Raw genomic sequence first — 18,394 nt, 5'->3', positions numbered from 1 at the left:
CGGGATCAGGCGTTGGCCTGGAGCTCGGTGTAGTCGCGCACGCGGGGCAGCGGCGAGAACAGCAGCGGCACGAACGCCCCGATCCGGCAGATCATCAGCAGCCACAGCGCCTCCCGCACCCCGATCTGCTGCGCGACGAGCCCGCCGAACAGCGCGCCCAGCGGCATCACCCCCCACGTCACGAAGCGCACCGACGCGTTGACCCGGCCGAGCAGGTGGTCGGGGGTGACGGTCTGCCGGTAGGTGGTCTGGCCGACGTTCGACATGGTCGCGGCCCAGGAGATCATGATCGAGGTGATGGCGAAGCACACCACCCGCCAGTCGGCCTGCGTCATGGGCAGGAGCAGGCCGGCGGGGGCGCCGATGAGGATGGCCAGCAGGGTCGCCCTGGCGCTGCCGAGCCGCCTCGACAACCAGCCGCCGGTCAGCCCGCCCAGCACCCCGCCGATCCCGCCGGACATGAGCAGCGCCCCGAGGGCGCCGGGCGACAGCTTGACGGTCTCGGCCAGGAACAGCACCGACAGGCCAAGCACGCCGCTCACACACAGGTTGTTGATGCCCGACGAGGCCATGAACGCCCGTAACAGCCGGTCCTGCCACACGTACACCAGGCCCTCGCGGATCTCCCGCAGCAGCGGCTTGCGCTCGACGTCGGAGGGCGGCTTGTCGGGCACCTTGATCGACTGCAGCAGCGCCACCGAGGCCAGCGCGCCGAGCGCGGTGACGACGACCGTGCGCGGCGCGCCGAGCAGCTGCACCAGCGCGCCTCCCACCCCGGGCCCCGCCAGGAACGCTCCCGACCGCACCACCTCCAGCTTGGCGTTGCCGTCGCCGAGCTGCGGCGTGCTGACCAGATGGGGCAGGTACGACTGGTCGGCCACGTCGTTGAACACCTGGGACATCCCCGCCAGCAGCGCCACCGCGAACATCATCTCGATCGTCAGCACGTCGAACGCGGCCGCCACCGGGATGCTCCCCAGCAGCACGAACTTGATCACATCGGACGCCATCATCACCCGGCGCTTGCGCATCCGGTCGACCCACACCCCCGTGGGCAGGCCGATCAGCAGGAACGCCGCCGTCTGCAGAGACGTCAGCATCCCCACCTCCGCGGGCCCCGCGTGCAGCACCAGCACGGCCACCAGCGGAAGTGCCACGCGTGAGATATTCGCCCCAAGTTCGTTCGCCACGTGCGAACTGAGGAACCGGAGGAAGTCAGGGTTTCGCAACACCCCCGTTGTCATTGCGTAAGGATCCATGTGGCGGACACATTTGGTCAAGAGTGTCGTGGCGCGGAGATAGGGTGATCTGCATGTCCCGACAGGATGGCCGCAACCCTGACCAGCTACGTCCCATCACCATCACCCGGCGGTGGCTGACGCATGCGGAAGGGTCCGTGCTGGTCGAATTCGGCGGCACGCGCGTGTTGTGCGCCGCGTCCGTGCAGGACAGCGTGCCGCGCTGGCGCAGGGGCAGCGGCCAGGGCTGGGTTACGGCCGAATACGCCATGCTGCCGCGGGCGACCAATACACGTAACGATCGCGAATCGGTCCGCGGGAAAATCGGCGGGCGTACTCACGAGATTTCCCGGTTGATCGGGCGTTCGCTGCGCGCCTGCGTCGATTACAAGGCGTTGGGTGAAAACTCCATTCTGCTCGACTGCGACGTGCTGCAGGCAGACGGCGGCACCCGTACGGCCGCCATCACCGGCGCCTACGTCGCGCTGGCCGACGCGGTCTCCTGGATGCGCGAGCGCCGCATGTGCCCCGGCGACCCGCTCATCGGCTCGGTCTCGGCCGTCTCCGTCGGCGTGGTCGGCTCGGTGCCGATGCTCGACCTCTGCTACACCGAGGACGTCGCCGCCGAGACCGACATGAACGTCGTGATGACGGGCGAGGGCACGTTCGTCGAGGTCCAGGGCACGGCCGAGGGCGCGCCGTTCGACCGCGGGGCGCTCGACCAGCTCCTCGACCTGGCCGTGGCCGGCTGCGAGGAGCTGACCCTGATCCAGCGGGAGGCCCTGGAGTCATGAAGATCGTGCTGGCCACCCGCAACGCGGGCAAGATCGCGGAGTTGCGCCGCATCCTCGCCGGGTTCGACATCGTCGGGCTCGAAGAGTTCCCCTCGATCGGCGAGATCGCCGAGACCGGCGTCACGTTCGAGGAGAACGCCCTGCTCAAGGCGCACGCGGTCGCCCAGGGCTCGGGCCTGCCCGCCGTGGCCGACGACTCGGGGCTCTGCGTCGACGTGCTCAACGGCATGCCGGGCGTCTTCTCGGCCCGCTGGGCGGGCCGGCACGGCGACGATGCCGCCAACCTGGAGCTGCTGCTCGCCCAGGTCTCCGACGTGCCCCTGGAGAAGCTCACCGCCCACTTCGCCTGCGCCGCCGCGCTGGCGCTGCCGTCCGGGGCGTTCCGGGTGGTGGAGGGCACGCTGCCGGGCAGCCTCGTCCGTACGCGGCGGGGGTCCGGAGGGTTCGGGTACGACCCGATCTTCGTGCCCGAGGGGGAGTCGCGTACGACGGCCGAGCTGAGCCCCGAGGAGAAGGACGCCATCAGCCACCGAGGGCGGGCCTTCCGCGCGCTGGCGCCCGTCGTGCGCGAGCTGCTCGGGTCGTAACCCTCGCGTAAGAATTGTGCTGCGCTTGGGGCGTAGCGTCGTTCTTGTGCAGAGGAATACAACGGTTCCCGCGTGGGCGGGGGCTCTGGCGGGATTGGTCTCCGGGGGTGTCGCCCTCGGGGTGGCGCAGCTTGTCGCCGGGGTCGTCGGGCCCACGACGTTTCCCGTGGTGGCCGTCGGCGACGCGACCGTCGACCTGACGCCCGCTCCGGTCAAGGACTTCGCCATCAGGACGTTCGGCGAGAACGACAAGGCCGTCCTGCTGGGGGGCGTGCTCGTGGTGCTCGCCGCCGTGGCCGCCCTCATCGGGCTGCTGTCCCGCCGCCTGCCCGCGGCCGGCTACCTCGGGTTCGTGCTGTTCGGGGTGATCGGCGTGCTGGCGGTGGTCACGCGGCCGGACGCCGGGGCCCTGGACGTGGTGCCGACCGTGGTCGGGGTGGCCGCGGGGGCCTGGGCGCTGGGGTGGCTGCTGCGGCGCGCGGCCGGCGGCACCGCCTCGCACATGCCTGCCGCCGCGCCCTCCGAGCGCGGTCCGCACGGCGCGACTTACGAGCGCGGCTCCCACGGCGCGCCCGCCGAGCGCGCTCTCTCCGGTGCGCCGCAACAGGACGGCGCCGCTCAAGAGCCGGAGGGCGCTGACGAGCGGCAGGGCGCTGACGAGCGGGAGGGCGCTGAGGAGCGGGAGGGCGCTGGACAGCGGGAAACTGTCGGCGGGTCGGAGGGGGAGGCTGACGCCGGGGCGTTGGGCGGGCGCGGGGCGGTGGAGCGGCCGGCGGTGATGCGGGCCGGCGGTGAGGTGGCGGTGTTCGACCGGAGGCGGTTGCTGACCGGCGTCGCCGGGGGTGTGGTGGTGGCCGGGGCGGGCGCGGTGCTGGGCAGCCGGCTCGGCGCGCGGCAGGCCGTGGACGCGGCGCGCGGCGGGGTGACCCTGCCCAGGGCGGCGACTCCCGCCAAGCCCCTCCCCGCCGGCGCGGACCTGCGGATCGGCGGGCTGTCGCCGTTCGTCACCCCGAACAAGGACTTCTACCGCGTGGACACCGCCCTCGTCGTCCCCCAGGTGGACCCGGCCGAGTGGACCCTGCGCATCCACGGCATGGTCGACCGCCCCGTCGAGCTCACCTTCGCCGACCTGCTGAAGCTGCCGCTCACCGAGGCGGACGTCACGCTGACCTGCGTCTCCAACGAGGTCGGCGGCCCCTACGTGGGCAACGCCCGCTGGCTGGGCGCGCGGATGGCCGACGTGCTGCGCAGCGCCGGGCTGCGGGCCGACGCCGACATGCTGCTGTCCACCTCGGCCGACGGCTTCACCTGCGGCACCCCGGTGGACGTGGTCATGGACGGCCGCGACGCGCTGTTCGCGGTGGCGATGAACGGCGAGGTGCTGCCCGTCGACCACGGCTTCCCCGTGCGGCAGGTGGTGCCCGGCCTGTACGGGTACGTCTCGGCCACCAAGTGGGTGGTGGACATCAAGGTGACCAGGTTCGACCGGGATCAGGCGTACTGGACCCCGCGCGGCTGGTCCGCCATGGGGCCGATCAAGACGCAGTCGCGCATCGACGTACCGCGGCAGGGCGGCTCGCTGAAGGCGGGCCCGGCCACGATCGCCGGGGTGGCCTGGGCGCAGCACACCGGCGTGGACGCGGTGGAGGTGCGGGTGGACCGCGGGCAGTGGCGGGAGGCGAGGCTGGCCGAGGTGCCGGGGCCCGACACGTGGCGGCAGTGGGCGATCGACTGGGCCGCGACGCCCGGCGAGCACACGATCGAGGTACGGGCGACTGACGCCTCCGGGCGTACCCAGACCGAGCAGCCCGCCCCGCCCGCCCCCGACGGCGCGAGCGGCTGGCACGCCGTCACCGTGCAGGTGGCCTGAGCCCTGCTTTGGGACGTTTTCGCAGGTAAATGCTCCGGCGGGCACGGAGAATCTCCGCCGAGTTCGCCCCCTTGACACGGTGTCGCCTCTACGATCGTTCGTCGAGCATGACAGGAGGCAGGCCGTGTTCCGCGAGCGCAAGCCGAGTGTCCGGTGGGCCCTTCAGGAAGGGCACTACAACCCCGTGGTGGCCGACGGCGTGCGGTGGCTCGACTACGAGCTGGCCGCCGACCCCGCACGGGCCGGTGACGACCCCGGCACGAGCCCCGCGCGGGACGGCGGCGGCCCAGAGCAGGGCGTGCTCCGGGCGTGGGACGGCAGCCCGGAGCACGAGGTGCCTGTCGCCGAGGCCGACTGGTTCGACGGGCCCCGGCGGCCGCCCAGGCTGGCCGACAGCCGCCCGTACGGGGTGCCCGGCGGGCTCGCCCAGCCGGACCCGCAGGTGGAGCGGGACCTCGCCGAGGCGCTGCGGCCCGGCACCCGCTTCCCCGACCCGCGCGGCACCTGGGTGCGGCTGGTCAACGGCGGCGGCCCCGCCGACGACCCGTTCCGGTCGTCCAACGCCGCCGACTGCGCGCTGGCCGTCCTGTCCACCTGGCACGGCGAGCCCGCGACGGCCGCGCCGAGGCTGCCCGAGTACGACCGGATCGGCCGCCCGGTGCTGACCGGCGAGCAGGGGAGCGTGGCCAGGATCGAGCGGTGGGCGGGGCATCGCCTGCAGTACGCGGGCCAGGGCCGGCACGCCTACCCGCTGATCGCGCGGCGGCTGCTCGACGCCGGGCACGGCGCCGCGGCCGTCATCGTGGTGCGCTGGCCAGGCGGCGGCACCCATGCCTGGAACGCGGTCAACTTCGACGGCGAGGTGATCTGGATCGACGCCCAGCGGGGGCACATGGCGGTCGAGCCGCCGTACCGGACCGTGACCGGGGTGTTCTGCGTGATACTCGATCGCCGGGGGCGGCCGCGATGAACCTGGAGGAGGCCAGGGCGCTGGCCGAGGAGTACTACAACGGGGTGCGGGCGCCGGGGGAGGCGCTGCCGGTGGGGGTGTTCGGGTTCGACGGCGGGTACGTGGCGTGGATCCGCGACCTGGAGCCCGACGATCCCGCCAGGCTGCCGGAGACGGCCGGGAGCGGCTGCGTGGTGATCGACCGGGCGACGGGCGAGGTGGTGGCCCGCCCGCTGCTCGACCCGGAGACCGTGGCCGAGCTGTGGCCCGGCCGCACACCTCGCTGACCACCGGAGCGCCGCACACATCGCTGACCACCGGAGCGTGGCCCCGAAGCCCCGGGGCTGTGGGCCCGGCCGCACGCCCCGCTGAGCGCTGGAGCGAGGGCCGGGCCGTGGGCTCCGCCGGCCGCCGGAGCGGGGTCTGGCCGAACGCCCCGCTCGCCGCCACAGAGCCAGGCCGGGCGCCGCCCCCATAAGACGCCCGACCCGCAGATACCCTCTATCCGGGTTTTTCGGATTTATTCGACTTCGGGGCGTCTGTCCGAACTCACCCCGTGGCCAGCGACCCGACGATCGAGGCCCGGGCGGCCCGGCGGGCAGGCAGCACCGCCGCCAGCACCCCCGCCAGCCCCGAAAGCACCACGAACAGGGCGATCTGCGCCACCGGCGCCGAGAAGACGGCCTGGGTCAGCATCGCCCGCATCGCGGCCCAGCCGAAGACGACCCCCAGCACCACGCCGACCAGCGCCCCGATCAGCCCGAGGATCAGCGCCTCCACCGACAACATGCGCCGCAGCTGCGGCCGGGTGAGGCCGAGCGCCCGCAGCAGGGCGGACTCCCTGGTCCGTTCGTGGACGGAGAGCGAGAGCGTGTTCGCGATGCCCAGGAGCGAGATCAGGATCGCCAGCCCGAGCAGCCCCGTGATGATCATGAGCAGCATGTCCAGGGTCTCGTCGAACTGCCCGCGCACCTCTGTCGAGCTGGTCACCTGCACGTTCGGGTAGGGCGCGGCGGCGGCGTCCACGACCGCGCGGGCCCGGTCCGGGGTCACGCCGTCCGCGATGGTCACCATCACGCGCGAGTCGGGCACCGCGCCGAAGTAGGACTCGAACGGCTGCTCCGCGACCGTGACCGGCGTCAGCGTCGACTCCGTGCTGTCGAGCACCGCGACCACCTTCAGCGGCACGGTGCCCGCGTGCTCGGTCCGCATCGAGACCGTGTCGCCGACCTGAGCGCCGAGCCGTTCGGCCGTGACGTCGTCCAGCGCCACCTGTCCCGGGCCGAAGTTCCGCATGGAGCCGGCGGAGACCTGCGGCTCCATGCCGCCGCTGTACGTCCCGGCGTCCACGCGCTTGCCGTCGACCGTGGTCTTGACCTCGCGGATCTGCGCCACCGAGGCCAGCTCCGGCCTGCCGCGCAGCTCCTCGGCCACGGACCTGGGGATGACGGAGTCGCGCTCCTGGCTGGCCAGCAGGTAGTCGACGGGGAACTGCTCGTCCAGCTTGGCCGTCATGGTCAGCCTGGTGGACGCGGTGACCACCGTGATCAGCGTCATCAGCGTCACCCCGATCGTCAGCGCGACCGTGGTGGTGGCGGCGCGCCTCGGGTTGCGTCCCGAGTTGTCCACCGCCAGGCGGCCGGGCACCCCGAACAGCTGCCGCGGGATCCAGCCCACCAGCGCGCTCAGCGGCCCGACCAGCACCGGGCCCAGGACGAGCACCGCCAGGAAGGTCAGCGCGCCCCCGGCCATGACCACGAAGAGCGCGGCCTCGCCGGGTTCGAGCGCGAACGTGCCGACGCCGGTCGTGCCCAGGCCCGCCAGCAGGAACAGCGCCGCGAAGCCGGCGCGCACCAGGCCCGCGCGGAACGTCTGCTCCTCCGGCTGGCTGCGCAGCGCCGCGATCGGCGGCACGCGGGTGGCGGAGCGGGCGGGCAGCAGCGCCGCGCACACCGTGACGACCAGCCCCACGGCCAGCCCGATGGCGATCGTGGCCGGGGTGAGCGAGACCGCCGCGTCCGTGGGCAGCGGGGCGTCGAACGCGGCCAGCACGGTCAGCGTGAGCGCCGCCAGGCCGTACCCGATGAGCAGGCCCAGCGCGGAGGCCAGCAGGCCCACGACGGCGGACTCCAGCACGATCGAGCCGAACACCTGCCCGCGCGTGGCCCCGATGCAGCGCAGCAGCGCCATCTCGCGCGTGCGCTGGGCGACGAGGATGTTGAAGGTGTTGTAGATGACCAGCGCGGCCACCATCATCGCCACGACGCCGAACAGCAGCAGGCCCAGCGTGAACATCTGGGTCTCGACGCCGGCCGCGGCGGCCAGGTCGTCGGCCAGCTCGGCGCCGGTCCTGACGGTGTACGAGCCGCCGACGGCGGCCGCGACGGCCTGCTTCGTCACCGTGCCCGCCACGTCGATCTCCGCGTACCCCTTGGCACCCGTCATGCGCTGGGCGACGGCGGGGGTGAAGCCGACCGCGCCGGTGTAGGCGAGCATCTGGTCCACACCGGTGTCGATCAGGCCCACCAGCCTGAACTGGTGCGGCCGCCGGTCGTGGTCGAGCACGGTGATCGTGTCGCCGAGCCGGAAGCTCTGGGTCCTGGCGGTGTTCTCGTCCAGGACGGCGGCCCCGTCGTCGGTGCCGGGGCCGGTGCCCGAGACGACGTCGGTGCGGTCGAGCGGGCCGCGGACGACGGACAGGCCGGTCGTGGGGAGGTTGCCGACGACCTTGCCGTTCCTGCCGAGTACGGGCGCGCTCGCCCTGATCAGCCCCTGGGCCTCGGTCACGCCGGGCAGCGCCCGCACGCGCTCCAGCACCTCCTCGGGCACCGTCTGGTCGGAGTCGGCGGGCAGTACGGCCACGCCCACCTTGCCCGCGTCGGCCGTGACCCGCTGCGCGAAGCCGGCCTGGACGGTGTCGTTCAGCACGAACGTGCCCGCGATGAACCCCACCCCGAGCATGATCGCCAGCGAGGTCAGCAGCAGTCTGAGCCGGTGGGCGCGCAGCCCGGCCAGCGTGGTCCTGAGCACCTCACGCCTCCAGCCGGACGAGGGTGTCCAGCACGCTCTGCGGCGTCGGCGCGGCCAGCTCGGTGACCAGCTCGCCGTCGCGCAGGAACACCACGCGGTCGGCGTACGAGGCCGCCACCGGGTCGTGCGTGACCATGACGATGGTCTGGCCCAGCTCGCGTACGGAGGTGCGCAGGAAGGACAGGACCTCGGCGCCGCTGCGGGAGTCCAGGTTCCCGGTGGGCTCGTCGGCGAAGATCACCTGCGGCTTGCTGATGAGCGCCCTGGCCACGGCCACCCGCTGCTGCTGGCCGCCCGACAGCTCGGTCGGCCGGTGCGAGAGCCGGTCCCGCAGGCCCACCGTCTCGATCACCCGGTCGAAGAGCAACTGGTCGGGCTGGCGGCCGGCGATGTCGAGGGGCAGGCGGATGTTCTGCTCGGCGGTGAGCGTGGGCAGCAGGTTGAAGGCCTGGAAGATGAAGCCGATCCGCTCCCGGCGCAGCAGCGTGAGCTGCTTGTCGGTCAGCCCGGTCAGCTCCACGTCGCCGATGTGCACCGTGCCGGACGTGGCGGCGTCGAGGCCGGCCAGGCAGTGCATGAGCGTGGACTTGCCGGAGCCCGACGGGCCCATGATGGCGGTGAACGCCCCGGTGGCGAAGGACACGTTCACCCCGCGCAGGGCGTGCACCTCGGCGTCGCCCTGGCCGTACACCTTGGTCAGATCGGTGGCCACCACGGCGGGCGGGGCCTGGCGCCGGGTCTCAGTGAGCGTCACTTTCACTCCTTGTCGTGATTTGCAGCCGCGACTCACGCTAGGAGTGGAAATTTCGAATTTTGTGGGCCTTGAGGAGGGACTTCGTGTGCGCCGGTGGATGACCCCCGTCAGCCTTTCGGCCGATGCGAGGGCACGATCAGCCCGGCCTCGTACGCGAAGACCACCACCTGCGCCCGGTCCCGGAGTCCCAGCTTGGCCAGCACCCGCCCCAGGTGCGTCTTCACCGTCGCCTCGGCCACCTCCAGGCGGGCCGCGATCTCCGAGTTCGACAGGCCGCGCGCGACCATGAGCAGCACCTCCCGCTCGCGCGGCGTCAGCTCGCCCGCCGCCGACGCCAGCGGAGCCTCGGTCGGGAGCTGCGCGGCGAAGCGGTCCAGCATCCGCCGCAACGTCGTCGGCGACACCACGGAGTCGCCCGCGTGCACCACCCTGATCGCGTTGACCAGGTCGGCCGGCGGCACGTCCTTCAGCAGGAACCCGGCCGCGCCCGCCTTGACCGCCGCGAAGGCGTACTCGTCGAGGTCGAACGTGGTCAGGATGAGCACCTTCGGCCCCTCGACGTGCCTGGTGGCCTCCACGCCGTCCATGCCGGGCATGCGCACGTCCATCAGCACCACGTCCACCTCGGTGGTCTTCAGGACCTCCAGCGCCGTGACGCCGTCTCCCGCCTCCGCCACCACCTCGATGTCCGGCTGCGCGCCGAGCACCATCCTGAACCCGGCCCGCAACAGCTCCTGGTCGTCGACCAGCATCACCCTGATCATCTACGCCGCCTTCGCCATCGGCAACCTGGCCAGCACCTCGAAGCCGCCGCCCTGCCGGGGGCCCGCCGACACGGCGCCGCCGTACATGCCGACGCGCTCGCGCATGCCGATCAGGCCGTGCCCGTCGGGACTCGCCTGGGCCGCCGCGCCCCGGCCGTTGTCGGTCACGCGGACGACCAGCTCGGCGCCGCGGTAGTCGATTTCCACGGCGGCCTCCACGCCGGGGCCGCCGTGCTTGAGCGCGTTCGTCAGCGCCTCCTGGACGATGCGGTAGACCGTGAGCTGCTGGCCCTCCGGCAGCTCGGCCGGCGCGCCGCCGACCCGCAGGCTGGCGGGCACGGCGGAGCCGCGTACGAGCTCCTCCAGCTGGCCCAGGCCCGGCTGGGGCGTGTAGTCGGTGCCCTCGGCCTCGTTCTCGCGCAGGACGCCCACCAGCCTGCGCATCTCGGCGAGCGCGGCGCGACCGGTCCTGGAGATGTTCTTGACGGCCAGGCGGGCCTGGTCGAGGTCGCTGTCCAGGGCGTAGCCCGCGCCGTCGGCCTGCACCACCATGACGCTGACGTTGTGGGCCACGACGTCGTGCAGCTCCCTGGCGATCCTGGCCCGCTCGGCCGCCGCCGCCATCCTGGCCTGCTGGTCCCGCTCGCGCTCGGCCCGCTCGGCGCGTTCCTCCAGGCCCTCCAGGTAGCGCCGGCGTGTGTTGGCGTACAGGCCGGTCAGCCAGACCGTCACGACGAAGATCGAGCCGCTGAAGAACATCCCGAACGTCGCCAGCTCCCAGTTGAGCAGCGCCAGGAACACCCCCAGCTCCGCCACCAGGCACGCGGCCAGCGCCCACCGGAACGAGCACTGGTAGGCCACCCCCCACAGCGCGACCAGCACCGCGATGTTGGCCGGCTGGAGATCGATCTGCGCCAGCCACTGCCCGAAGCTGACCAGCGACACGATGGCGAACGAGACCAGCGGCCGGTCCCGCCACCACAGCGGCACGATCAACGCCGCCGCCAGCGCCAGGTAACCGGCCACGCGCAGGGAGACGGTGGTGCCTGGCGGCGTCACCGACGCGTACGGCGCCACCGTGAGGGCGCACAACAACGTCAAGGGGCCCACGCGGAGGACGCCCGCCAGCTTCGTGTGGCGCCTGGACCACGCCCGTACCCTGCCGAACACATCATCACGATATGTAGCGCCAGCGGGACATTGGTCCGCCTGGAGGCGGAAGTAGGAGTACGACCCAGGTCTTACATGGATTTGCTCTTACATGGGGCTTACGGTGGCTTTGGCATCCTCTATTACTGGGAGCGCCCCCTCTGGGGGCGAGTAAAGGGAGATCGTGATGGCGGATCATGATCGCGACGCCGGGTCGCGCGGCGAAGAGGAAGCGCCGCGCGACCCGACCCCGTCGTCGGAGCCGAGCCAGACCGAGCAGGACCAGTCCGAGCCGAACCGGCCTGAGCCGACCCGGGAGCTGCACGAGCCCGGCCCGCTCAAGTACGGCGAGCAGGCCGACCGCGCCTCCACCTACCTCCCGCCCACCCAGCCGAACCCCGCCTCATGGGAGCGCGAGCAGGCACCCTTCGGCGACTTCCTGCGCCGCAGGCGGACCCAGGTCATGGGCGCCGGGCTGGTCGGGCTCGTCGTCGGCGGCCTGCTCGGCGGCGTCACCGTGGCGGCCTTCAGCGACCTCGCCCACGATCACGACCACGGCATGCGGATGGAGGCCCCTGGCTGGGGGCAGCACCGCGAGTGGGGCCCCAGGCTGAAGGGGCCGGAGTGCTACGAGAGCGGCGACGGGGCCTACTGCGTGCTGGAGCCACGCGGAAGACTGGCTCCCGACGAGCCGCCGGAGTATGTCTTCCCTGACCCGACCTACACGGGCTGACAGGTGTGCGGGCGGGGGGACTCGAACCCCCACAGTGTCTCCACCAACAGGACCTAAACCTGCCGCGTATGCCATTTCGCCACGCCCGCGCCTTCCCCGCCACAGCGGGCCGGACACAAGTTTAGCGCTCCGCATGCGAGCCCGAGGCGTTTGTGCGGACGAGAAGACGATCAATCGGGCCCTCCGGGAGGGAGGGCCCGGTGGTGCTCAGGACAGGCCGAGCTTCTTCTTGAGCGAGGCCACGTGTCCCGTCGCCTTCACGTTGTAGAGCGCCTGCTCCACCTTCCCGTCGCCGTCGATGACGAACGTCGACCGGATCACCCCGACGACCTCCTTCCCGTACAGCTTCTTCGTGCCGTACGCCCCGTACGCCTGGTGCACGGCCAGGTCGGGGTCGGACAGCAGCGGGAAGGTCAGCGCGTCACGCTCGGCGAACTTGGCCAGCTTCGCCGGCTTGTCCTTCGACACGCCGAGGACGACGAAACCCTCGTCCGTGAGCTGGCTGAGGTTGTCGCGGAAGTCGCAGGCCTGCTTGGTGCAGCCGGGGGTCATCGCGGCGGGGTAGAAATAGAGGATCACCCGCTTGCCGCGATAGGTGTCGAGCGAGATGGTGCCGCCGTCGGCGGTGGGTAGCGTGAACTCCGGCGCGGCGTCGCCGGGCGTGAGTCTGGTCTCGGTCAATGGGCCCTCCTACGTTCTTCCCGCCAACCTACCGGCCCGGCCGTTGTGCCGTCCGGCGCGCCGACCTGACAGACTGATCACGACCAGAACGGACGGAACCCGCTCGGCACGCGGCGCGGGGCCCGCGTACGGTCGAAAGGAGAGCCATGGCTGACACCGATCCCGACGAGCTGGAGCGGCGGATCGCGCGGACGCGCGCGGAGTTGGCGCAGACGGTCGACGCCATTGCCGACCGGGTGAGCCCCAAGCGGGTCGCCGAGCGTACGGTGGCCGACGTCAGGAGCAGGGCGGGCCACTTCGTGGCGTCCGTGGGTGACGCGCTGGGCATGACGCCGCGGCCGGTCGAGTTCGGGGACGACCCCGACCGGGTGTGGGAGGAGGAGCGGCCCGAGCTGGGGCCGCTGCTGATCGGGGTCGGCGCGGTGCTGGTCGTGGGGGCGGCCGTCGTGCTCTGGCGTCGCAGGCGCAGGCGGCGCTAGAGGAACGTACGGCCCTCGCCCCGATACGTCGGGACCGGCTCCACCACGGTGTCGCCGTCGACGAGGTGCAGCGCGTCGAAGTGCTCGCACAGCTCGCCGGCCTTGGCGTGCCTGAACCACACCCGGTCGCCGAGCCGCAGGTCGCCGGCCGCCTGGCCGAGCAGCGGCGTCTGCACCTCGCCCGCGCCCTCCTCGGGCGCGTAACGCAGCCCGGCGGGCAGGTACGGCTGCGGCGCGCGGGCCGGGCCGACGGGGCCGGAGGCGAGGTAGCCGCCGCCGAGCACGGTCACCGTGTCCGGGGCTGGGCGGCGCACCACCGGCAGGGCGAAGAGCGCGGCCGGGCGTCCGGTGAAGCGGCGGTAGAAGTCGAACAGCCGCGGATGGAAGAAGCCGGAGCCCGCCGCCAGCTCCGTGATGGCCTTCTCGCGCGTGGTGAGCTCCACGGAGCCGGTGCCGCCGCCGTTGACGAACTCGAGGTCGGCGAACTGCCGTACGGCGTTCACGACGCGGCCGCGGCGCAGGACGAGCTCGCGGGCGGACAGGGCCTGCATGAGCCGGATGAGGCGGGCGCGGGCGGCGTTCGAGGGCGGGGCGTCGCCGACGCCGGCGATCTGCGCCTCGTACGCCAGCAGCCCCACCAGCCGGAAGCCGGGCCGCTTGGCGATGTCGGCGGCCAGGTCGGCGGCCTCGTGCGGCTCGCGGACGGGGGAGCGCAGGGCACCCACCCTGCGGCCGAAGGCGACGTAGGCGGCGTCGAGGTCGAGGCAGAGCCGCAGCTCGGCGCGCGGGTGCACCGGGGCCACGGCGGCTTCCAGGTAGTCGAGGTGGGCGGCCGAGTCGACGGTCACGGTGATCTGCGCGGCGGCGCGCGCGTCCGCCGCCAGGGCGGCCAGCGCCTGCCGGTCGGCCGTGGGGTAGGCCACGAGGATGTCGGTGATGCCGCCGGCCGCCAGCCAGAGCGCCTCGGGGAGCGTGTACGCCATGACGCCGCGGAAGCCGTCCATGGCCAGGATGTGTTCGAGCAGGGCGCGGCTGCGGATGGACTTGCTGGCGACCCTGATCGGCTTGCCCGCGGCCCGGCGTACGAGGTCTGCCGCGTTGGCCCGCATGGCGGCGAGGTCGACGATCGCGAACGGTGGTTCCAGGGCCGCTGTGGCGCGGTCGTAGCGCTGGCGGTCATCCATACCGGCAGCGTAACCGCATAACGGGCAAAAGAACATGAGACTTGTTCGCGTTAAACGCGGTCCCCGTAATGTTCGGGCAAATCGGCGGCGAGGGCGCGGTTCAGGCCATGCGGGGTGCATGTACGTCTGTCGTTGTGATGACCACGCTTCAGCAGATTCTGCCCGGCGCCGTCGTCGCCCCCCGGGACACCGGGCTGCGCAGGGCGCGCAGGGTGCTCAGGCCGGCGCGTACCGTCCCCGGAGCCCTGCTCGCGCTCGTGCTGGCCGGCGGGCTGGGGGCGACCGCGGCCGAGGTGGTGTCGGCGCTGCTCGGCGCGCCGCTCGGCTGGGTCCCGGTGAACGAGGTGGTCGAGCTGGCGGGCCGGACCACCTGGCCGGAGACGGCCACCGCGGCCCTGGTGGCGGCGGGCGCCGGCACGCTCATGCTGCTGCTGGCGATCGTGCCCGGCCGCTCCGGCCTCGTGCCGGTGGAGACGTCCGACCCGCTGATCGTCATCGGCATCACCCGCTCTGGCCTGCGCCGCACGCTGCGCGCGGCGGCGCAGCAGGTCGCGGGGGTGGACAAAGCCCGCGTACGGCTGCGCCGCCGCACCATCGAGGTCACCGTCACGACCGGCGCGGAGAGCACGGGCCAGATGCTCAGGCAGGTCGGCACGGCCGTGGGCGACCGCCTGGCGGGCGTCGGCACGCTGGGCACGGGCGAGGTCGTGGTCCGCCTGCGCAGGAGGGCCGGATGAGGCCGGCCGCAATGTCGGAAGGGAAGGGGGCCGCGGCTGATGCGTCAGTACGCCGGTAACCGGGCCGGTCTGGCGATCGTCGGGGCGGCGCTGCTGGGCGCGGGCGGGTACGCGTGGCTACGCGGCCACGACCGCTTCTTCGAGCTCCCGCCCACCGCCAAGGTGCTGCCCGCCCAGGCGCACCGCGCGCTGGCGGAGGACCCGTGGCCGCTGTGGTTCCTCGCGCTGGGCCTGCTCCTGCTGGCCCTGGTCGCGCTGCGCTGGCTGCTGGTCGGCCTGGGCTGGGGCCGCCGCGGCACCCACAACGGCACGGGCACGGCCATGCTGTTCGTCGGGCTCAAGGGCGTGGACGGGCTGAGCAGGACGGGGGTGCGGGTCGCGGAGGACGGCCTGCACATCGGCCTGACCTGCCCGGCGGCGGCCGACGTGGGCGCGGTGGTGAGCAAGCTGGACCAGGACATCGTGGGCCGCATCCGCCGCGAGGTCCGCGACGACGAGACCCCCGCGGTGGTACGGCTGCACGTGCGGCGCTAGCACTCGATGACGTTGACGGCGAGCCCGCCGCGCGAGGTCTCCTTGTACTTGTCCAGCATGTCCCGCCCCGTGTCGCGCATCGTCTTGATGGCCTTGTCCAGCGCCACGTAGTGCTTGCCGTCGCCGCGCAGCGCGATGCGGGCCGCCGTGATGGCCTTGTTGGAGGCCACGGCGTTGCGCTCGATGCACGGGATCTGGACGAGGCCGCCGATCGGGTCGCAGGTCAGCCCCAGGTTGTGCTCGATGCCGATCTCGGCGGCGTTCTCCACCTGCTCGGGCGTGCCCCCGAGCACCTCCGTGAGCGCGGCGGAGGCCATCGAGCAGGCCGAGCCCACCTCGCCCTGGCAGCCCACCTCGGCGCCCGAGATCGAGGCGTTCTCCTTGAACAGCACGCCGATCGCGCCCGCCGTCAGCAGGAAGCGGACCACGCCGTCGTCGTCGGCGTGCGGGACGAAGCGGGTGTAGTAGGTCAGGACGGCCGGGATGATGCCGGCGGCGCCGTTGGTGGGCGCGGTGACGATGCGGCCGCCGGCGGCGTTCTCCTCGTTGACCGCCAGGGCGAACAGCGTGACCCAGTCCATGGCCTGCAACGGGTCCTTCTCCGGCGACTCGGACTGCAGGCGGCGGTAGAGCTGGTTGGCGCGCCGCTTGACCTTCAGGCCGCCCGGCAGCACGCCCTCCTTGGAGATGCCGCGGCGCACGCACTCCGACATGACCTGCCACAGGTGCAGCAGGCCCCGGCGGATCTCCTCCTCGGTACGGCCGAACGCCCGCTCGTTCTCCAGCATCAGGGCGGAGATCGACAGGCCGGTGTTCGAGCAGTGCTTGAGCAGCTCCTCGCCGGTGGTGAAGGGGAAGGGCAGCACGGTGTCGTCGGGCTTGATGCGGTCGGCGCCGGTGGCCTTCTCGTCCACGACGAAGCCGCCGCCGACCGAGAAGTAGACCTTCTCCCGCAGCCGCTCGCCCGAGTCGGCGTAGGCGGTGAAGCGCATGCCGTTCGGGTGCTCGGGCAGGGAGATCTTGCGCTCGAAGACCAGGTGCTCGCCGACGACGAAGGGGATCTCGCGGGTGCCGTAGAGCTTGACGGTGCCCGACTCGCGCATCCCGGCGATCCGGGCGTCGACGGTGTCCACGTCCACCAGCTCGGGCTTCTCGCCGGACAGGCCGAGCAGGACCGCCTTGTCGCTGCCGTGGCCCTTGCCGGTCAGGCCGAGCGAGCCGTACAGGATGGCCTCCACGCGCGCGACCCGCTCCAGCAGGCCGTCCTCGTGCAGGCCGCGCACGAACTTGTGCGCCGCGGCCATCGGGCCGCCCGTGTGGGAGCTCGACGGGCCGATGCCGATCTTGAAGAGGTCGAAGACGCTGATCGCCATTGATGTGCGCCCTTCTCGAAAGGCCGGGGCCCGCGGCGGGGCCCCGGCGGTTGGGTCAGGAGTCGCCCGAGGTCAGGGCGGTGTACTCCTCGGGTGAGAGCAGGTCCTCGGGGTCGCCTTCCACGCGCACCTTGAACATCCAGCCCTCGCCGTACGGGTCGCTGTTGACCAGACCCGGGTCGTCCACGACGGACTGGTTCACCTCGGTGACCTCGCCGCCGACCGGGGAGTAGATCTCGTTCACGGACTTGGTCGACTCCACCTCGCCGACGGAGTCGCCCGGCTCGACGGTCGAGCCGACCTCGGGGAGCTGCACGAAGACGACGTCACCAAGGGACTCGGCGGCGAAGGCCGTGATGCCGATCGTCACGGTGGTGCTGTCGTCCAGCCCGGCCACCCACTCGTGCTCCTTGGTGTAGCTCAGGTCGTCAGGGATGTTGCTCACTTGTTCCTCCTGTAAAAGGGCAGCTCAACCAGGTCCATAGGTTCATGGCTGCCCCGGATGTCCACGGCCAGGCCTGATTCGGCGCCGGTGTCCACGTAGGCCATCGCGATGGGCTTTCCCAGGGTCTGGGAGGGCGCACCGCTGGTGACCTCGCCGACGACGACGCCGTCCTTGGTGACCGGGTAACCGTGGCGCGGCACCCGGCGGTTCCGCGCGACCAGGCCGACGAGCCTGCGCCGCGGCGGGTCGTCCTTGACCGCCTCGAGCGCCGACCTGCCGACGAAGTCGCCCGGCTTGTCGAATTTCACCACCCTGCCCAGCCCCGCGTCGAACGGGGTCAGCTCCGCGCTCAGCTCGTTGCCGTACAGCGGCATGCCGGCCTCCAGCCTGAGCGTGTCGCGGCTGGACAGGCCCGCGGGCCTGAGCCCGTGCGGCTCGCCGGCCGCCGCGATCGCGTGCCAGAGCGGCACGGCGTCCTGGTTCGCCACGAACAGCTCGAACCCGTCCTCGCCGGTGTACCCGGTGCGGGCGATCAGCGCCTGCCGGCCGTCCACCTGGCCGGGCAGGCCAGCGTAGTACTTGAGGCCGTCGAGGTCGGCGTCGGTGAGCGTGGCGAGGATCTCCTGGGCGCGCGGGCCCTGGACGGCGATCAGCGCGTACCGGTCCGAACGGTCCTCCACCACCGCGTCGTACGGCTTCGCGCGCTCCCGCAGCTCGGCGGCGACCTTCTGGTAGTTCGAGGCGTTGGCCACGACCATGAACTCCTCGTCCCCGAGCCGGTAGACGATGAGGTCGTCGAGCACCCCGCCGCGCTCGTTCACGATCATGGTGTACCTGGCCCGGCCGGGTGCCAGCGCCGACAGGTGGCCGACCAGCGCGTAGTCCAGCGCCTCGCCCGCCTGCGGCCCGGTCAGGAAGATCTCGCCCATGTGCGAGAGGTCGAACAGCCCGGCCGCCTCGCGGACGGCCCGGTGCTCGGCGGACTCGCTGCCGTACCGGAGGGGCATGAGCCACCCGGCGAAGTCGGTGAGGGTGGCGCCGAGGCTCTCGTGAACGTCTCGTAGCGGTGTCGGTCGGGACATTTGTCGCACCT

General features: G+C 72.4%; 19 protein-coding genes and 1 tRNA gene. 9 read left to right on the top strand and 11 right to left on the bottom strand.

The window, feature by feature from the left end:
- Positions 1-5 precede the first annotated feature (5 nt).
- On the bottom strand, positions 6-1,244 hold the full coding sequence (locus tag HD593_RS48020; protein WP_246547132.1) for an MFS transporter: 1,239 nt from the start codon (positions 1,242-1,244) through the stop codon (positions 6-8).
- A gap of 68 nt (positions 1,245-1,312) precedes the next feature.
- On the opposite strand from HD593_RS48020, the gene rph reads away from it, so the two are divergent.
- The 5 genes from rph to HD593_RS47995 all read left to right on the top strand — a co-directional run bounded on the left by rph (position 1,313) and on the right by HD593_RS47995 (position 5,725).
- Positions 1,313-2,032, top strand: a complete 720-nt coding sequence (gene rph, locus HD593_RS48015; RefSeq protein WP_185109551.1) for a ribonuclease PH — start codon at positions 1,313-1,315, stop codon at positions 2,030-2,032.
- Positions 2,029-2,619 (top strand): RdgB/HAM1 family non-canonical purine NTP pyrophosphatase, encoded by a 591-nt coding sequence (gene rdgB, locus HD593_RS48010; RefSeq protein ID WP_185109550.1) that lies wholly within the window; start codon positions 2,029-2,031, stop codon positions 2,617-2,619. The genes rph and rdgB overlap by 4 nt, the downstream gene beginning before the upstream one ends.
- A 121-nt stretch (positions 2,620-2,740) precedes the next feature.
- Positions 2,741-4,489, top strand: a complete 1,749-nt coding sequence (locus HD593_RS48005) for a molybdopterin-dependent oxidoreductase (protein WP_312904269.1) — start codon at positions 2,741-2,743, stop codon at positions 4,487-4,489.
- A gap of 79 nt (positions 4,490-4,568) precedes the next feature.
- Positions 4,569-5,459, top strand: coding sequence for a toxin glutamine deamidase domain-containing protein (locus HD593_RS48000; protein WP_312904267.1), 891 nt, complete (start codon positions 4,569-4,571; stop codon positions 5,457-5,459).
- Entirely contained in the window at positions 5,456-5,725 is a 270-nt protein-coding gene (locus tag HD593_RS47995) for a hypothetical protein (protein ID WP_185109548.1), read from the top strand. Before HD593_RS48000 ends, HD593_RS47995 begins: the two co-directional genes overlap by 4 nt.
- 262 nt (positions 5,726-5,987) lie before the next feature.
- Here HD593_RS47995 and HD593_RS47990 read toward each other — a convergent pair whose 3' ends face one another.
- The 4 genes from HD593_RS47990 to HD593_RS47975 all read right to left on the bottom strand — a co-directional run bounded on the left by HD593_RS47990 (position 5,988) and on the right by HD593_RS47975 (position 11,156).
- A complete protein-coding gene (locus HD593_RS47990; protein WP_185109547.1) occupies positions 5,988-8,468 on the bottom strand; it encodes an ABC transporter permease in 2,481 nt (826 codons plus the stop codon).
- A gap of 1 nt (position 8,469) precedes the next feature.
- The gene (locus HD593_RS47985; protein ID WP_185109546.1) at positions 8,470-9,222 is read right to left on the bottom strand and encodes an ABC transporter ATP-binding protein; all 753 of its coding nucleotides are present in this window, start codon (positions 9,220-9,222) and stop codon (positions 8,470-8,472) included.
- A 107-nt stretch (positions 9,223-9,329) separates the two neighbouring features.
- A complete protein-coding gene (locus tag HD593_RS47980) occupies positions 9,330-9,986 on the bottom strand; it encodes a response regulator transcription factor (RefSeq protein ID WP_185109545.1) in 657 nt (218 codons plus the stop codon).
- Positions 9,987-11,156 carry a sensor histidine kinase gene (locus HD593_RS47975; RefSeq protein WP_185109544.1) on the bottom strand — a complete coding sequence of 390 codons (1,170 nt, stop codon included), beginning with the start codon at positions 11,154-11,156 and terminating at the stop codon, positions 9,987-9,989.
- A gap of 166 nt (positions 11,157-11,322) precedes the next feature.
- Here HD593_RS47975 and HD593_RS47970 point away from each other — a divergent pair, with 166 nt between their 5' ends.
- Positions 11,323-11,868 (top strand): hypothetical protein, encoded by a 546-nt coding sequence (locus HD593_RS47970; RefSeq protein WP_185109543.1) that lies wholly within the window; start codon positions 11,323-11,325, stop codon positions 11,866-11,868.
- Between the two features lie 6 nt (positions 11,869-11,874).
- On the opposite strand, the gene HD593_RS47965 is transcribed toward HD593_RS47970, so the two are convergent.
- Both HD593_RS47965 and bcp read right to left on the bottom strand, forming a co-directional pair.
- Positions 11,875-11,957 (bottom strand) — tRNA-Leu (locus HD593_RS47965).
- Positions 11,958-12,075: 118 nt separating this feature from the next.
- The gene (bcp, locus tag HD593_RS47960) at positions 12,076-12,549 is read right to left on the bottom strand and encodes a thioredoxin-dependent thiol peroxidase (RefSeq protein WP_185109542.1); all 474 of its coding nucleotides are present in this window, start codon (positions 12,547-12,549) and stop codon (positions 12,076-12,078) included.
- A 146-nt stretch (positions 12,550-12,695) separates the two neighbouring features.
- Here bcp and HD593_RS47955 point away from each other — a divergent pair, with 146 nt between their 5' ends.
- A complete protein-coding gene (locus HD593_RS47955) occupies positions 12,696-13,028 on the top strand; it encodes a DUF3618 domain-containing protein (RefSeq protein WP_185109541.1) in 333 nt (110 codons plus the stop codon).
- Here HD593_RS47955 and HD593_RS47950 read toward each other — a convergent pair.
- Positions 13,025-14,212 (bottom strand): amino acid deaminase/aldolase, encoded by a 1,188-nt coding sequence (locus HD593_RS47950; protein ID WP_185109540.1) that lies wholly within the window; start codon positions 14,210-14,212, stop codon positions 13,025-13,027. The genes HD593_RS47955 and HD593_RS47950 overlap by 4 nt on opposite strands.
- A gap of 137 nt (positions 14,213-14,349) precedes the next feature.
- Between HD593_RS47950 and HD593_RS47945 the strand changes: the two genes are divergently transcribed.
- On the top strand, positions 14,350-14,949 hold the full coding sequence (locus HD593_RS47945; RefSeq protein WP_185109539.1) for a DUF6286 domain-containing protein: 600 nt from the start codon (positions 14,350-14,352) through the stop codon (positions 14,947-14,949).
- Between the two features lie 39 nt (positions 14,950-14,988).
- Entirely contained in the window at positions 14,989-15,483 is a 495-nt protein-coding gene (locus HD593_RS47940; protein ID WP_185109538.1) for a hypothetical protein, read from the top strand.
- Here the strand turns inward: HD593_RS47940 and HD593_RS47935 are convergent.
- The 3 genes from HD593_RS47935 to gcvT are packed head-to-tail and all read right to left on the bottom strand — an operon-like array spanning position 15,480 to position 18,383.
- Positions 15,480-16,856, bottom strand: a complete 1,377-nt coding sequence (locus HD593_RS47935) for an L-serine ammonia-lyase (protein ID WP_185109537.1) — start codon at positions 16,854-16,856, stop codon at positions 15,480-15,482. The genes HD593_RS47940 and HD593_RS47935 overlap by 4 nt on opposite strands.
- A gap of 55 nt (positions 16,857-16,911) precedes the next feature.
- Positions 16,912-17,301, bottom strand: coding sequence for a glycine cleavage system protein GcvH (gcvH, locus tag HD593_RS47930; protein ID WP_185109536.1), 390 nt, complete (start codon positions 17,299-17,301; stop codon positions 16,912-16,914).
- Entirely contained in the window at positions 17,298-18,383 is a 1,086-nt protein-coding gene (gene gcvT, locus HD593_RS47925) for a glycine cleavage system aminomethyltransferase GcvT (RefSeq protein ID WP_185109535.1), read from the bottom strand. Before gcvT ends, gcvH begins: the two co-directional genes overlap by 4 nt.
- Between the last annotated feature and the right edge of the window lie 11 nt (positions 18,384-18,394).

Source organism: Nonomuraea rubra (assembly GCF_014207985.1).
Lineage (GTDB): Bacteria > Actinomycetota > Actinomycetes > Streptosporangiales > Streptosporangiaceae > Nonomuraea > Nonomuraea rubra.
Note: the sequence above shows the minus strand (reverse complement) of the source record. Positions and strands in the feature narration are given on the sequence as shown.

Bases quoted from the DNA above. Each gene is read 5' to 3' on its own strand.
- HD593_RS47980 (WP_185109545.1), bottom strand. From the start codon at position 9,986: ATGATCAGGGTGATGCTGGTCGACGACCAGGAGCTGTTGCGGGCCGGG.
- HD593_RS47995 (WP_185109548.1), top strand. From the start codon at position 5,456: ATGAACCTGGAGGAGGCCAGGGCGCTGGCCGAGGAGTACTACAACGGG.
- HD593_RS47955 (WP_185109541.1), top strand. From the start codon at position 12,696: ATGGCTGACACCGATCCCGACGAGCTGGAGCGGCGGATCGCGCGGACG.
- HD593_RS47950 (WP_185109540.1), bottom strand. From the start codon at position 14,212: ATGGATGACCGCCAGCGCTACGACCGCGCCACAGCGGCCCTGGAACCA.
- HD593_RS48020 (WP_246547132.1), bottom strand. From the start codon at position 1,244: ATGACAACGGGGGTGTTGCGAAACCCTGACTTCCTCCGGTTCCTCAGT.
- HD593_RS47945 (WP_185109539.1), top strand. From the start codon at position 14,350: ATGACCACGCTTCAGCAGATTCTGCCCGGCGCCGTCGTCGCCCCCCGG.
- HD593_RS47970 (WP_185109543.1), top strand. From the start codon at position 11,323: ATGGCGGATCATGATCGCGACGCCGGGTCGCGCGGCGAAGAGGAAGCG.
- rdgB (WP_185109550.1), top strand. From the start codon at position 2,029: ATGAAGATCGTGCTGGCCACCCGCAACGCGGGCAAGATCGCGGAGTTG.
- HD593_RS47935 (WP_185109537.1), bottom strand. From the start codon at position 16,856: ATGGCGATCAGCGTCTTCGACCTCTTCAAGATCGGCATCGGCCCGTCG.
- rph (WP_185109551.1), top strand. From the start codon at position 1,313: ATGTCCCGACAGGATGGCCGCAACCCTGACCAGCTACGTCCCATCACC.
- gcvT (WP_185109535.1), bottom strand. From the start codon at position 18,383: ATGTCCCGACCGACACCGCTACGAGACGTTCACGAGAGCCTCGGCGCC.
- HD593_RS47940 (WP_185109538.1), top strand. From the start codon at position 14,989: ATGCGTCAGTACGCCGGTAACCGGGCCGGTCTGGCGATCGTCGGGGCG.